Raw genomic sequence first — 15,085 nt, 5'->3', positions numbered from 1 at the left:
AAAGGCCTCCCTTCATGCTGCTGTTTCGACAGGTAATGCACTTTCAGGCGCGAATTTTCTGGAGGTATAAAATTGCATGCAGGTAGCCACACACATTTGCTTTGGATAGAGAATGGCACTGTTGTTTCGGCGGGAGTGGCACAGCTTGGTATAGTACCGTACTACACAGCGCCGGTAATGGCTATAATTTGTTCTATAACGATAATAATGTTCTATGTAAGTGCCATATCTCATCTTACATATTTAGGTCTGTAAATCTTACCTGCTCATCGATTCCTGCCCGGGGTTAAATCCCGTTTTATGTTGTAAGATCAATTTTAAAGCAAGTGCCACAAATACACTATTCGTAACCAGATAGCGTTTCCAGAGGCGTTTCGGCTCCTGAACCAGTCTGTACACCCACTCCAGCGACATGTCGCGTGCCCATTTTGGCAAACGTTTTTCAAGTCCTGCAAAGGTCATATAGGCCTGGCCTACACCCAGCATACAGGCATTTACCCTGTCTTTATGCTCGGCCATCCATCGCTCCTGTTTCGGGCAACCCAGGGCTACAAATACCAGGTCCGGCTCAGTTGCATTTATCATGTCTACTATAGCTGTATCTTCAATATCCGTCAGTTTCCTGAAAGGCGGCGAATAGTAACCAGCTATCTTTAACTCAGGGTGTTTCTTTTTAGCGGTTTCAACTACAGCTTTCAGCACCTCGTCGGTAGAGCCATAGAAGTAAACCGATTTGCCACGGGCAGCGGCCTGTTGCAGAAGTGCAGGTAACAGGTCCATGCCTGCTACCCGGTCCTGCTGCTGCCCATAGAGCAGTTTCATTAGCTTGGAAAGGGGGCCGCCGTCCGGGCAGGCCACATCCGCATTATTTAGTATGTTGTTAAAGTCTTTGTCTTTATACGCTTCAACCAGCATGTGCACGTTGGCAAAACACACATAACTCGACTTTTTGTGCTCACTAAGCCAGAACACCTGCTCTACAAAACTTTTAAAAGAACCCGCTGTAATGTCTGCGGTAAGTAACCTGCGCTTTAATTGTAAGGGTGGTGTAGCGGCAGGTTTGGTATAGGTATCATTAGTAAGCATTTTTCTCGCCTTTTATCATATTCCACACGGTCAGGAAAATAATTTTCATGTCCATCATAAAACTCCAGTTCTCCATATATTTTACATCATACTCTACACGTTTCTCCATCAGGTGCACTTCTTTGGTTTCGCCGCGGAAGCCGCTAACCTGTGCGTACCCGGTAATGCCCGGTGTTACAAAATGGCGCATTTTGTACTTTGTGATAACTTTTGAATAGTGATCCAGCTGCGATACCAGGTTCGGACGCGGCCCTACCACCGACATGTCGCCTAACAGTACGTTAAAAAACTGCGGAAGCTCATCGAGATTGGTTTTGCGAAGGAAAGCGCCAATCCTGGTGATTCGCGGATCGTTTTTAGTTGCTTGTAGCTCTGTCTGGTTGTTCACAAACATTGTTCTGAACTTGTAGCATACAAACAGGCGGTTCTTTTTACCCGGGCGCAACTGCTTAAAGAAGATCGGCCCTTTTGATTCCATTCTGATCAGAAGCGCAATAACTGGCAGCACGATCGGGAAAATCAGCAGGATAACGGCCATTGAAAAGGCGATATCGAATACACGTTTGATGGCACGGTTGGTAACCTGCTCCAGTGGCTCTTTACGCACACTGATCATCGGGATATTATGATAGAAGTATAAGTTTACATCCTTCTGCACGATAGCACTGAAATCAGGCACAATACGGAAGTATACAAAGTTATCATCACAGAAACTGGTAAGTTCATCTACCTGCTCTCTGTTATTTAATGGTTTAGTGTAATAAATCTCATCAATGCTGTGCTGCAGGCAGTAATCCTGCAGATCTTCGATAGAGCCTTTTACCAGTTTAGCATATGGATTATTTTCATCTACTTCGTCATCAAAGAAACCCATAAATTTAGTCCCAGGGTTTTCTTCGTTCCCGAACGTATGGTACAGGTTAATTGCTGCCTGGCCACTGCCTACAACTACAAAGCGGGAATATGCCATGTCCGACTTAGTAAAGTAACGGCTTAACTGTGTGAACATCAGTCTGCTGAAACCAATCAGCATGGCGGTTGACAAGTAAGTATAAAGCAGCAGAAGACGTGAAATTTCTTCCAGGTTAAAGATTACGATACAACTTGCCAGAATAAAGGCGTGCAGTACAAAGGCATTAATCAGGTTTGCCAGCTTTTTGCCGATCGGCAGGAAACCATCTATACGGAATACGAAATTAGAGAAACCAGATACGATCCACCATACCAGGGCAAACAACACAAAGAAGATGCTGTACTGGTGGTCTAAGGCTACTGTTCCATACCTGAAGAGATTTGATAAATTAAATGCTAGGGCTATTAGGGCTACATCCAGGATGAGCAGAATAATCCTGTTGAAGCTGTAATAATGCTGATATTTATTCATTTTTGAGACGCTGTAAAATTTTAACCATATAAACTCTGGTCATTTTATCGAATAATGTTCTGCATACTTGTTACTGGCTGCATGCGCTCCAACTTCAAATCCGGCTTCTCCGGAACGTTTCAGACTTACACGATAAAATAGTATAAACTAATTGGCGCCGGAGTATGATAAGTATTTTGCCAGTAGGTTCCTCACCTTTCTCCGAGCAGTCTAAATTACGGGTGTAGTTTCTTAATGGTTTAGTGTTTTCCTTATATTTATTAAATAATTAAAATTGATTAATAAATAAAACTTACTATATCTAAATATACATATATTAACAACTACAGCCGTTTTTCGCATTATTTTAGGCCATAACACAGGGTTAAACGCACATTCATGCGTGTTACTACCAATTGTACTTTTTACATTTAACGCTATAATTACCGGCTATTCCGGACCAAAGTTGAAATGCAACTGTGGAAGATTTTTTTGTGGAGGGGCCTTAATAAAATCAGTTAGCGGGGAAATAAAAACCGGGCAACTGCGGAGCTCCGGAATTGGGTAGCATACAAAAATGCATATCTGTAACTAACAGAAGTTTTACTGCAGACAGTATTTTAAATTAAAACTTGGGTTAATACAATATACAAAAAAACATTCAGATTCTTTGATTGATCAGGCTCAGGAAGCAATTAAAGCCTGGACACTGATTATCTTCTTAAAATTCACTGCCCAAATGAGTTACAATCGTAGAAAACAGGTATCTTTCTAAAAAATAAGCAGATGATTTAAACTAATTTTTTTTAAAATTGGTTAGCCTGTCATCGTGATTTATACTTTACAATACTTTTTAAATTACAATTCACGGCTGGTTCTTTAGAAAACGATCTGATTATATTATTTCATTTCGTTCGAGACTATAGCCTGGACTAAACTGGCCGGGTTAAGTGGATGACAGGAGCATTGTTGTGCTGAAAATGCAAGACAAACGAATGTCCCTGTTTAACTACCAAACAAGATGGAAAGCATGACCTTCCATTTACTGTTTTACTTTTAATACAATTAATAATACAATTAAAAAACTGCTTCTGTAATAAACTTTACAACTTTTAGCCATGCAGCCATTTCTTAAAGGCAGTCTGTTGCCTCTCCTTGTCCTTTTCTTTGGGATGTGGTGCAACAGCGCTGCTGCTCAGGATTGTAAACCAGTCATCAATACTCCTGCAGGAACCTCTCTCTGCAACGTAAATGCTATCGTTTTACAATCTTCTGAAGCTAAAACCTACACCTGGTCAACTGGCGAGACCACTCCCAGCATCAGCGTTACCAGGCCCGGAACCTACTGGGTTAAAACCACTACAGCAGAGAACTGCGAAGCTACTTCTGAAACAATAACTATAGCCGGCACCCCGGACGCAAACCTCGTAGATCCTGTTTACCCGGAACTTAATTTCACTTACTGCAGCTACGCAGGCAATACAACTAATTTTAAGTTTATCTTAACTGTAGAAAACACCTCTACTACCAAAGAAACAAACAAAGAGTATCTGATTAACTGGGGCGATGGCAAGAGCAATACGTATGGCAAAAACTTCGAAACCGCCTCTCACACCTATACAGCTTCCGGCGGATATGACATTACACTAATTGTTACAGGAGAAAATGGCTGCACTACTACCACTATAAAACGCATGTTTGTTGGCAGTAATCCTGGTCTTGGTATTTCCAGCGACGGTAATAACACACAATGTGCGCCGGCAACCTACCGATTTAAAATTACCGGTGTAGAAGGAAACTCACCAGAAACAGTGTACACGTTCCAGTTCGATGATGGCACGCCAGCCATAACCTACAAGCACGCCGAACTGCCAGCCGACCGTTACATTGAGCATACATTCAACGAATCCTCAAAAGACACTGAGTTTGGTTTTACATTAACCGGTTTTGCCAAAAACCCATGTAGCTCATCGCGCGCAACATTCTCAGGTATCCGTATTTCCAAAGGTCCTGAAGCTGATTTTGCTGTTGCCGGTGGAGAGTCTTTGTGCATTAACCAGCCTGTAAACCTGCAAAACCTGACCAAGAGTGGGTACGACGCCACTAACAATACAGATAACTACCTGAGCGAGTGGACCATAGAACCAGCAACAGGATGGCGTTTTGTTTCGGGTACTGCCAACTCTAAGAGCCCTAAAATTGTGTTTACGCAGCCGGGCGAGTATAAGCTTATATTGGTTGTAAAGCCTTTAGACCCGAACACAACTTGCGCACTGAGCTCGAAGGAAATGGAAATTACTGTCAGTGAGCCACCAAAAGCAAACTTCACTTTACAGCCAGGCTCCTCCGACAACTGTACGCCTACGTCATTTAAAACACAGAATACGTCCACAGGAGACGGTATCGGATACAAATGGGAAGTTTCGCCGACAAAAGGCTGGAGCTTTGCGTCAGGCTCCTCTGCTACTTCTGAGCATCCTGAATTCAATTTTACAGACGCTGGCGATTATACGATTAAGCTGACCGCTACCAACAATTGTGCGCCGGCAAGCATTAAAGAAGAAAAGGTAACTATACGTAGTAAACCTGTTGTTACGCTACCTGCAAATGCGGTGTATTGCGGTCCGCAAACTATAGCTTTTACTCCTGAAAACGCTGCACACAAACCAACCTACGATACTAAATCCGGAACTATAACCGGCTACAAATGGACAGTTACGGGCGGAAGCACTACAGAATTCACTTCCGGTAACAGCACATCAGCTAACCCAACTATAGCGTTTACAGAAGCAGGTGTATATACTGTTAGCGTGGTGGCTATAAACGAGTGCGGCGAGTCAGAACCGGCTATACAGCAGATCAGAATCGATGCTTTACCGGAACTGAAAGCTACTGCCGCAACGCCGAATATCTGCCTTGGTGGTAGTACAACTATAGACGTAACCGGTGCCGATACCTATACCTGGGCACCTGCGGATGGCTTAAGCGTAACTAATGGCAACTCGGTTACAGCAAAACCGACCAAAACCACAACGTATACTGTAACCGGCAGAAACAGCGTAACAGGCTGCATCAGCACAACCACTGTTACAGTTATAGTGAATGAGCCGCCAAAAGTAGAAGTAAAAGCTGATGTTGCTGAAATATGCGTTGGACAAGGGCAGGCTATGCTTACAGCAGCAGGCGCAGATCGCTACGAGTGGGCTCCGGCCACGGGCTTAAGCGCTACAACAGGTGCCAGCATAACAGCTACTCCGGCACAAACTACAACCTATACAGTAACCGGTTTTAATAACGAAACAGGCTGCAGCACATCAAAACAAATAACTATAAAAGTAAACCCGCTACCTGTTGTTAGCGCTGGTGCAGATCTTATAGTTTGTAACAAACCGGTAGCGACTAAATTACAAGGCAACCCGGCTGGCGGTACCTGGAGCGGCGAGCATGTAACTGCAGATGGCACCTTTACGCCGCCAACGCAAACAGGAGTTATCACATTAACTTACACATACACCGACCCGAAAGGCTGCAGCAACTATAGCACCATGCAGGTAACTGTAAACGAAGCACCAGTTGCGGATGCCGGTGAGGATATTACGGTTTGCCTGAACAGCGGCAGCTTTAACTTAACTGCTAACTTACCAGGCGGCAAATGGAGCGGATCAGAACTGGTGACAGCAAGCGGAAAGTTTACACCATCTAAAGCGGGAACATTCACCTTGACCTATAGTTTCGGAGAAGGCAGCTGTGCAACATCAGATCAGGTAACGGTTACAGTAAACGAACTTCCAAAGGCTCCGACTGTAGCAGCTCCTGCTATTCTCTGCCCGGGCTTCGGCACAACGCTGCAAGTACAGAATCCGGTTGGAAAACTAGCCTGGTACGATGCTGCAACTGGTGGTAAACTGCTGGGCGAAGGCGCTACATTTGAAACTCCAGCCTTGCAGACAACAACTACCTATTATGTTGAGACAACTATAGAAGGTGGCTGTACCAGCGTACGCACGCCTGTAAAAGTTACAGTTCGCCCGGCAACACCGGCACCTACAGTAGCTCCTGTCACGCTTTGCGGACCGGGCAGCGGTGCAACGTTAGTAGCACAGGGCAATGCCACCATTTACCAGTGGTTTGATGTAGCAGAAGGCGGCACAATGCTTTACCAGGGCAGATCGTTCGGTATTGCAGCTGTAAACGAAAGCAAAACATACTATGTGCAGGCAGTAATCGAAGGCTGCATCAGCCCAAGAACGGCGGCAACTATAACCGTACTGGATGTAATTAATTACAACTCGATAGAAGAAGTTGCTGAGATCTGCGCCGGACAAGCTCCGGCAGAATTAATCGGCTCTACACCAATTGGCGGCGAAAGCAACTATACATACTACTGGGAAATCAGCACAACATCTGCTACAGAAGGCTTCAGCAAAATAGAAGGAGCAACACTAAAAGATTACCAGCCGGGTACACTTACTGTACCAACCTGGTTCCGCAGAGTAGCTGTTTCAGGCGTTTGCTCGCATGTATCGGAGCCGGTTAAAGTAAGTGTAACACCAGTTATTGATAACAATACAGTAACTGAAAATGCAACTTACTGCATCGGCACGGAAGCTGAACAGCTGAACGGAAGCGAACCCACCGGCGGTACCAAAACCTATAGTTACCTGTGGGAGATGAGCACAACTGGCGAGAACGGAAACTATACTGCAGCTACAGGCACAAACACCGAACAGAACTATAAGCCGGGAGCTATAGAAGAAACAACCTGGTTCCGCAGAAAAGTTACGTCCGGTACCTGCCAGGTTAACATCAGCCAGCCGGTAAAGATCACGATCTATAAGCCCATCTTAAACAATACTATAGTTGGGGAGCAAACAGTTTGTGCTAACGCTATTCCGCAAGTGCTGGAAGGAAGACAGCCTGAAAACGGAGATGGCAACTATAGTTACCGCTGGTACATGAGTACCGATGGCGAGAACTTTACACTGGCAACAGGCCAGAACAGCGGCATTAACTATTCTGTGGGTGCTATTACTAAAACCACCTGGTTTAAGCGCGAAGTAACTGGTGGCCCGTGCGGTGCCAGCGTTAGTAACACTATCAAGATTCATGTTAACCCGGTTATCGCCAATAACATCATTTCAAAAGACCAGGTAATCTGTTTTGGCACGGAAGCAACTATGCTGAGCGGCAACCCGCTCACTGGCGGCGATGAAAACTATAGCTATCGCTGGTTAGTGAGCACAACCGGAGCCGATGGCGCTTATACGCTCGCAGAAGGGGAAAACAAGGAACCCAACTATACGCCGGGTAAAGTAGCTACCACCACCTGGTATAAACGCGAAGTTTTATCCGGATCGTGTGTGGATGTATCGCCGGCTATTGAAATAACAGTTGTTCCGCTACCGGTTGCACCTGCTGTAGCTCCTGTTACTATCTGCGAAAACACCAGGGCCACGCTTGCTGTAACGGCATCAGGCAACTATAACTGGTACATTAGTGCAGATGCAGAAAATCCGGTTTATAATGGCCGCAACTTTGAAACTCCGGCACTAACGACTACCACTACTTATTATGTAGAGACGGTTAATGCCAATGGCTGCGGAAGCTCTGAAAGAACAGCTGTTACAGTTACAGTTAACCAAAACATCACCAACAACAGCCTGATAGCTCCAACAAAAGCCATTTGTGCCGGCCAGACTCCGGACGTGCTTTCGGGAAGGCGTCCGGAAGGTGGAAACATACTTGGCATTACGTACCGTTGGGAAAAGAAAACCGAAGGCGTAGATACTGAGTTTAAAACGATAGCCAACGCTACTTCGGAAACGTTTCAGCCAACTGCGCTCACTAAAACTACGTGGTTCCGCCGTGTAGCCATCTCCGGACCATGTACCGAAAATGTGAGTGAAGCTGTGAAAGTAGAAGTACTTCCAGCACTGGAAAACAATACCTTAACTATAGCAGAAGCCATTTGCGAAGGCGAAACTCCGGCACTGCTAAAAGGTTCTGAACCGACCGGTGGCGATGGCAACTATACCTATAGCTGGTCTTTCAGCGAGAATGGCACCTCGTTCACGGAAATCCCGGACAGCGATGTAAAAGATTACCGGCCAGGCCAACTTTCTAAAACTTCCTGGTACAAGCGTACGGTAATTTCCGGCCCATGTGCTCAGATCGAAAGCGCAGCAATACAGGTTATAGTTCATCCGGCTATAGTTGCGAATAGTATAGTTGCATCGGAAACTATAGTTTGCGAAAACGGAAAGCCGGGCGCTATCAATGGTTCTAAGCATACAGGTGGCATCAGTGCCTTTACATACATCTGGGAAGTAAGTACCGATGGCATAAACTATAGAACTGCACCGGGCGTGAACAGCAACCAGTCATATCAGCCGGCAGCTTTAACTGAGCCAACCTGGTTCCGCCGCAAGGTAACGTCAGGCAAATGCTTCGATTATTCAGTAGCCGTTAAGATAGACGTAAATCCGGTTATTTCTGAAAACACGATCACAGAAGAGCAAATGGTCTGCGTTGGATCTGCACCTGCGCAACTGAAAGGTTCTGCTCCGTCAGGTGGTGATGGTACCTATAGTTATGAATGGCAATCTGCTACATCAAACACGCCGGCAGCCTTCGCTCCTGTTGCTTCAAATGGCAAAAGTGTAAACTACCAGCCAGGCGCACTTTCCACTACAACTTATTTCAGAAGAGTAGTTACTTCAGGTGCGTGCTCGCATATATCTAATGTCGTAAAAGTAACAGTATCGCCGCAGATCACGAAGAACACAATAACTATAGACCAGACGATCTATGCAGGTCAGCGCCCGGCACCGTTAACAGGCTCGCTGCCAGCTGGCGGCAACAATACTTATACCTACCTATGGGAAGTCAGTACAGACGGACAGAACTATACCACGGCAACTGGTCTGAATGATGGCAAGAACTTCTCTCCGGGTGTTTTGAATGCTGATACCTGGTACAGAAGACGCGTGTACTCTGGTGGTTGCGAAAGCATCTCGAACCCGGTTAAGATCACGATCACATTAGGTATCTCGAATAACAACATACAGGCCAACCAGGTAATCTGCTATGGCAATACGCCAAAACCATTGAAGGGCTCAACTCCGGAAGGTGGCGAAGGAGATTACATTTACCAATGGCAGTACAAAACCGGAGAAGCGGATGCTACCTGGGTATCAGCGAAGGGCGCCAGCAATGGGATAGATTATGCTCCGCCGGCACTTACACAGGATACCTGGTTCCGCAGGGTTGTCATTTCCGGGTCGCGTTCTGAAAACAGCCAGGAGGTAATGATTACGGTGAAGCCAGCCATGAGCAACAACAAGATCAGCACGAACCAGACAGTGTGTTATGCCACAGCTCCGTCAACCTTAACCGGTTCTACGCCAACAGGCGGCAGCGGCAACTATACGTACCTGTGGGAATACAGTGCTGAAGGGGCAGACAATGGATTTACAACTGCCCCGGGGGCTAACAATGGCCAGAACTATAGCCCGATGCCATTGACGCAGAAAACCTGGTTCCGCAGAATTGTAACATCTGAGTCGTGCGACGGGCTGGTGAGTAACGCAGTAGTAATCAACATAAATGCACAGCCGTTGGCCCCGGTAGCCCAAAATGTTACGACCTGTTCCGGCAGCAGTGTTACGCTGAAAGCAACCGGCAAGGAAGGTAGGCTGGAGTGGTATGCATCGGCAAGCTCAGGTGAGGTACTGGCGGTAGGCAATACTTTTACTACGCCTGTGTTAACACATACTACTACCTATTATGTACAGGAAGTGGCATCGTCATGTGCCAGCGACCGCACAGCAGTTAAGGTAACAGTTATGGAGCCTTCGGCAGATGCCGGCCCTGATAAGACAATTATTAAAGGCAGAAGCATAACCCTGGAAGCAAGCGGTGGTGATAGCTATAGTTGGTCGCCGGCAGAAGGCCTGAACAACCCGAACATAGCTAACCCGGTGGCAACTCCCGAAAAGACAACTACTTACACGGTAACTATAGCTACGGCGGGTGGCTGTACCTTTAAGGATGAAGTAACAATAACGGTGCTGCCTTTTGTAGAGATACCAAATACGTTTACGCCAAACCGTGACGGCATTAACGATACCTGGGAAATTGCCAACCTGAAGAAATACCCGAATTGTAAAGTACAGGTGTTTAACCAGTGGGGCACCATGGTCTTCACATCAAACGGATACCAGGCATCATGGGACGGCCGCTACAACGGGCAGGAATTACCACTGGCTACTTACTACTATGTAATACAGCTGGAGCCAGGCGAAAAACCTTTAACAGGAAGTATAACAATAGTTAAATAACGTATATGCAAAGACTTTTAGCCTTAGGATTTGTGTTACTTTTTGCCAGCCAGGCAATGGCGCAGCAAAGACCACAGTACACCCAGTATTCTACCAACAACTACCTGCTTAACCCGGCCATTTCCGGTATAGAAGACTATGCCGATCTGAAACTGGGAACAAGGCACCAGTGGTCTGGCCTGGAGGGAGCGCCTCAAACGTATTATGCATCGTTTCATATGCCTCTTAACAAGGATATGAGTTCTTCGTACAGGGGTAGCCGCCTGGGTACAAATGCAAAAGAAGCCAGCACTAAAAAGCCAAGCAAGTACAAGCGTATCCGTCCGCATCATGGTATTGGCGCAATGGCAAGCAGCACAAAAACTGGTCCGCTGAAGCGTGGCAGTTTCAGCATGAGCTATGCGTACCATCAGCCACTCACTAAGTCTTTGCGGATAGCGGCTGGTGTTGCCCCGGGCATTATTCAGTATAGTCTGGATCCGGGAAGTGTAACAACCGCCCAGGGCAACGACCCGGCAATTTATGACGGTAGGGTAAATGAAATGAAGTTTGACCTGAACATGGGCCTGTGGCTTTACTCGTACAACTTTTATGTAGGCGCATCAGGCTCGCAACTGGTGCCCAGCAAGCGTAAATTTATTAACGACAGCAAAACTCCTGAAGACAAAGAAGGAAGATTACAGCAGCATTACTTTGCCACTGCCGGTTACAGAATTGATATGACTCCCGACCTGGCTGTTATCCCTTCTGTTATGGTGAAAATGGCCCAGCCAAGTCCTGTTTCGTTTGATGCATCTGCCAAAGTAATGTATGCCAACAGGCTCTGGGCAGGCCTTACGTACCGCCACAACGAGTCGGTTGCAGCCATGGCCGGCATGAACATCAGTCACCTGTTCGACTTAGCTTATTCCTATGATGCAAGCACCTCTCCGTTAGGAACAGGACATGCCGGAAGCCACGAAGTAGTGCTGGGTTTTAAGCTCCGCAATACCCGAAGAGTCATTTGTCCGGAATGGGCATGGTAAGCCAGGAACTACAGAACTTCTGTAAACTATAGACACAAAGAAAGGGTAGCATAAAGCTGCCCTTTTTACTTTCCTGTACTATAACCTTTCGCTTAAATTTAGGTATAGCTATATAGTTTAAACTATAGTTATATTATGCTCAGGAAGACCATCGGAATTATACTCGGATTAGTATTCATCAGTTTTGCGGCCTTGCAGTACAATGACCCCGACGCTACCCTCTGGATACTGATTTATTTATACGCAGCTGCTATAACTATACTGGGAGCATTTGGCAGAGTGCCCGTTCTGGTGTTAGCAATTACTAGTGTAGCCTGTATGTTAGGAGCACTTTACTTGTGGCCGGAAAAGTACGAAGGCCTGGAAGTTGGCGGCGGCGACATAAAAAACATTGAAGAAGCCCGCGAAGCATTGGGATTGCTTCTGATTGGCGTGGTTATATTTCTGTACGCCATCATGCCCGGCCGACTCAGTAAAACAACTACTCCCCTAACACAAAATGCTGACCATTCGTGATCAGCATTTTATTTTCGTGCCTGTTAAAGGTATAGTAACTATAGTTGTTCGGCTTTAAACCCGGCTTTCTCTACAGTATTTTTAATTTCTGAGGCTTCCAGGGTTTCAGATTTCACTTCCAGTATCTTGTCCGGATTGTTGGTGTCCACTTCCCAGGTTATGCCTTCTAATTTGTTCATGTGTGGTGTTACTGCTTTAATGCAACTGCCGCAGTTAATATTGGTTTTGAATTTATAGGTTTTCATATTTAACATAATTATTTAACTGTGTACTTATTTTAACTTAACTGTTCTTAAACGTAAACTGTTTGCCACTACCGATACTGAACTAAAGGCCATTGCCGCCCCCGCGATCATCGGGCTAAGCAGGAAACCCGTGAAAGGAAACAGCAAACCAGCCGCTACCGGAATACAGATCACGTTATAGAAAAAGGCCCAGAACAGGTTCTGGCGAATTGTTTTAACGGTTGCTCTGGATAATTTGATAGCCGCAGCTACCTGTGTCAGCTCAGAACGCATCAGTGTAATGCCTGCTACATCCATGGCAATGTCAGTACCCTGGCCCATTGCAATACTGATGTCGGCGGTAGCCAGCGCCTGCGCATCGTTTATGCCATCTCCCACCATGGCTACGTGCTTGCCTTCTGCCTGCAGTTGCTTTACAAAATCAGCTTTATCCTGGGGCATCAGCTCGGCTTTATAGTTGCTAATGCCCACCTGCCGGGCTACAGCTGCTGCCGTTTGTTTGTTATCACCGGTCAGCATATAAACTTCTATGCCCGCATCCTGCATGGCTTTTATTCCTTGCGCAGCAGTTTCCTTTATCGGGTCAGATACTGCAAATATGGCCAGCGCCCGGTTCGCATCAGCAAAGTAGATCACTGTTTTGGCATCTTCCTGCAGTTTTATAGTTTGCTGGGCCAGTTCTTCAGCTATAGTTACCTGGTGTTGCTGCAGCAATTTATAGTTACCTGCATAATACCTTGTTCCGTTAAAGTCAGCTTCAATCCCCATACCTGTCAGACTGCTGAAATAGTCGGGTTGCTGCACCTGGGCGCCTGCTTCTTTATAGTAACTATAGACCGCCTGTGCAATCGGGTGCTCCGACTGGGCTTCCATGGAGTAAAAGTACTGCTCCAGCTGCTTTGGTTGCTGTACATCATCTGCCCAGACCACGTCCGTAACAGTTGGTTTACCCAGGGTTATAGTTCCGGTTTTATCCAGTATAACAGCGTTTACCTCATGGGCTCGCTCCAGGCTTTCCGCATCTTTTATCAGGATACCGTTTTCAGCTCCACGGCCTACTCCAACCATAATAGCCGTTGGCGTTGCCAGGCCAAGTGCACACGGGCATGCAATTACCAGCACCGATATCATCGATAAAAATCCTTCTGTCAGGTAAGCCTGTCCGCCAAATACGATCCACGATAATAAGGTAAGCAAGGCAATTCCCAGTACCACCGGCACAAATACTCCGGCAATTTTATCAACCAGTTTCTGAACAGGAGCTTTACTTCCCTGCGCTTCCTGCACCATTCTGATAATGTGCGCCAGCATCGTTTCTCCACCGGTTTTTTCAGCAATCAGTTGCACACTGCCTTTCTGGTTAATAGTTCCGGCAAAAACTTTATCGCCGGGTTGTTTCTGTACCGGCAACGGCTCGCCGCTCAGCATGCTTTCATCCAAATAAGTAGATCCGGCAGCCACTTCACCATCCACCGGCACGCGGTCGCCGGGCAGCAAAATCACCCTGTCTCCTACCTGTACCTCTTCAATCTTTATTTCCAGCTCAGTTCCATCGCGGAGTATGCGCACCGTTTTGGGCTGCAGACCCATCAACTTTTTAATAGCTGCCGAGCTTCGGTTCTTAGCACCTTCTTCCAGGTATTTACCCAGCAATATAAAGGCAATGATAACAGCTACAGCCTCAAAATACACGTGCGGCATCAGGCCACGGCTCAGGAAAAAATCCGGATATACGGTATTGAAAACACTGAAAATAAAGGCGATACCTGTGCTGAGCGCCACCAGCGTATCCATATTGGCTCGGCCATGTTTGGCCTGTGCCCATGCGCCGGTAAAAAACCGCTGCCCAGCCCACAGCAAAATGGGTGCAGTTAAGAGCAACATGGCCCAGTTGCCCCAGGCGAATGTGTCATGAAAAAACATGCCCAATATAAAAACAGGGAGGGCCAGCGCCCCGGCAACTATAGTTTTCAGCTTCAGTGATCGGATGGCTTTTGCCTCCCGCTCTTCCAGCTGCTCCTGCGTCTGAGTCTCAATCAGAATGTCAAACCCTATTTCCTTTACTGTATCGCGTAGTTGGTTCGGATTAACTATAGTTGGCTCGTAAGTTACCTGCACGCTTTTTCCGGCAAAATTCACGTTAGCTTCAGCCACGCCCTCGCGGGCGCGCAGCATGCTCTCGATGCTCGATGCACAGGACGCACAGGTCATGCCCTCTACCGGATAAGTGGCTTTTTCATAGTCTTTATGTGTTAGTGTTGCCATCTTGTTCTTCTTTTATTACACTACAAAGATACGACCGCCCCAGTCGCCTGCTGTTACAGATTCTTTTTTATCATTTACAGATTTTCGGATGGTCCATTTTATAACTATTTCCTCTGATGCTAAACAAAAGCTGGGATATTAGCAGACAGCTATTATATTTAGGACTTATCTGATTTGCATCCTGACTTGAGTATTACTTCATCTTTTAATCTTAATGTTTAAATGTAATGCCAACATACACTGCTG

General features: G+C 46.3%; 7 protein-coding genes. 3 read left to right on the top strand and 4 right to left on the bottom strand.

What is annotated here, in order from left to right:
• Window positions 1-258: 258 nt before the first annotated feature.
• Together GSQ66_RS01845 and GSQ66_RS01840 are read right to left on the bottom strand one after the other, a co-directional pair.
• Window positions 259-1,086, bottom strand: a complete 828-nt coding sequence (locus tag GSQ66_RS01845; RefSeq protein ID WP_162425892.1) for a WecB/TagA/CpsF family glycosyltransferase — start codon at window positions 1,084-1,086, stop codon at window positions 259-261.
• Window positions 1,076-2,470: an undecaprenyl-phosphate glucose phosphotransferase gene (locus GSQ66_RS01840; protein ID WP_162425891.1), complete on the bottom strand. Its 1,395-nt coding sequence runs from the start codon at window positions 2,468-2,470 to the stop codon at window positions 1,076-1,078. The genes GSQ66_RS01845 and GSQ66_RS01840 overlap by 11 nt, the downstream gene beginning before the upstream one ends.
• Window positions 2,471-3,567: 1,097 nt before the next feature.
• Between GSQ66_RS01840 and GSQ66_RS01835 the strand changes: the two genes are divergently transcribed.
• The 3 genes from GSQ66_RS01835 (at window position 3,568) to GSQ66_RS01825 (ending at window position 12,329) form a co-directional block, all read left to right on the top strand.
• The gene (locus GSQ66_RS01835; RefSeq protein WP_162425890.1) at window positions 3,568-10,788 is read left to right on the top strand and encodes a gliding motility-associated C-terminal domain-containing protein; all 7,221 of its coding nucleotides are present in this window, start codon (window positions 3,568-3,570) and stop codon (window positions 10,786-10,788) included.
• A gap of 5 nt (window positions 10,789-10,793) precedes the next feature.
• The gene (locus GSQ66_RS01830; protein ID WP_162425889.1) at window positions 10,794-11,813 is read left to right on the top strand and encodes a PorP/SprF family type IX secretion system membrane protein; all 1,020 of its coding nucleotides are present in this window, start codon (window positions 10,794-10,796) and stop codon (window positions 11,811-11,813) included.
• Window positions 11,814-11,948: 135 nt separating this feature from the next.
• Window positions 11,949-12,329, top strand: coding sequence for a transmembrane 220 family protein (locus GSQ66_RS01825; RefSeq protein ID WP_162425888.1), 381 nt, complete (start codon window positions 11,949-11,951; stop codon window positions 12,327-12,329).
• A gap of 38 nt (window positions 12,330-12,367) precedes the next feature.
• Here GSQ66_RS01825 and GSQ66_RS01820 read toward each other — a convergent pair whose 3' ends face one another.
• Together GSQ66_RS01820 and GSQ66_RS01815 are read right to left on the bottom strand one after the other, a co-directional pair.
• Window positions 12,368-12,574 (bottom strand): heavy-metal-associated domain-containing protein, encoded by a 207-nt coding sequence (locus tag GSQ66_RS01820; protein WP_162425887.1) that lies wholly within the window; start codon window positions 12,572-12,574, stop codon window positions 12,368-12,370.
• A 27-nt stretch (window positions 12,575-12,601) separates the two neighbouring features.
• Window positions 12,602-14,839 (bottom strand): heavy metal translocating P-type ATPase, encoded by a 2,238-nt coding sequence (locus tag GSQ66_RS01815; protein ID WP_162425886.1) that lies wholly within the window; start codon window positions 14,837-14,839, stop codon window positions 12,602-12,604.
• Window positions 14,840-15,085 lie beyond the last annotated feature (246 nt).

Source organism: Pontibacter pudoricolor (assembly GCF_010092985.1).
Taxonomy (GTDB): Bacteria; Bacteroidota; Bacteroidia; order Cytophagales; family Hymenobacteraceae; genus Pontibacter; species Pontibacter pudoricolor.
This window is presented reverse-complemented; position numbering and strand designations above follow the sequence as displayed.

Coding starts and splice junctions, on each gene's coding strand:
- GSQ66_RS01845 (WP_162425892.1), bottom strand. CDS start 1,086: ATGCTTACTAATGATACCTATACCAAACCTGCCGCTACACCACCCTTA.
- GSQ66_RS01840 (WP_162425891.1), bottom strand. CDS start 2,470: ATGAATAAATATCAGCATTATTACAGCTTCAACAGGATTATTCTGCTC.
- GSQ66_RS01835 (WP_162425890.1), top strand. CDS start 3,568: ATGCAGCCATTTCTTAAAGGCAGTCTGTTGCCTCTCCTTGTCCTTTTC.
- GSQ66_RS01830 (WP_162425889.1), top strand. CDS start 10,794: ATGCAAAGACTTTTAGCCTTAGGATTTGTGTTACTTTTTGCCAGCCAG.
- GSQ66_RS01825 (WP_162425888.1), top strand. CDS start 11,949: ATGCTCAGGAAGACCATCGGAATTATACTCGGATTAGTATTCATCAGT.
- GSQ66_RS01820 (WP_162425887.1), bottom strand. CDS start 12,574: ATGAAAACCTATAAATTCAAAACCAATATTAACTGCGGCAGTTGCATT.
- GSQ66_RS01815 (WP_162425886.1), bottom strand. CDS start 14,839: ATGGCAACACTAACACATAAAGACTATGAAAAAGCCACTTATCCGGTA.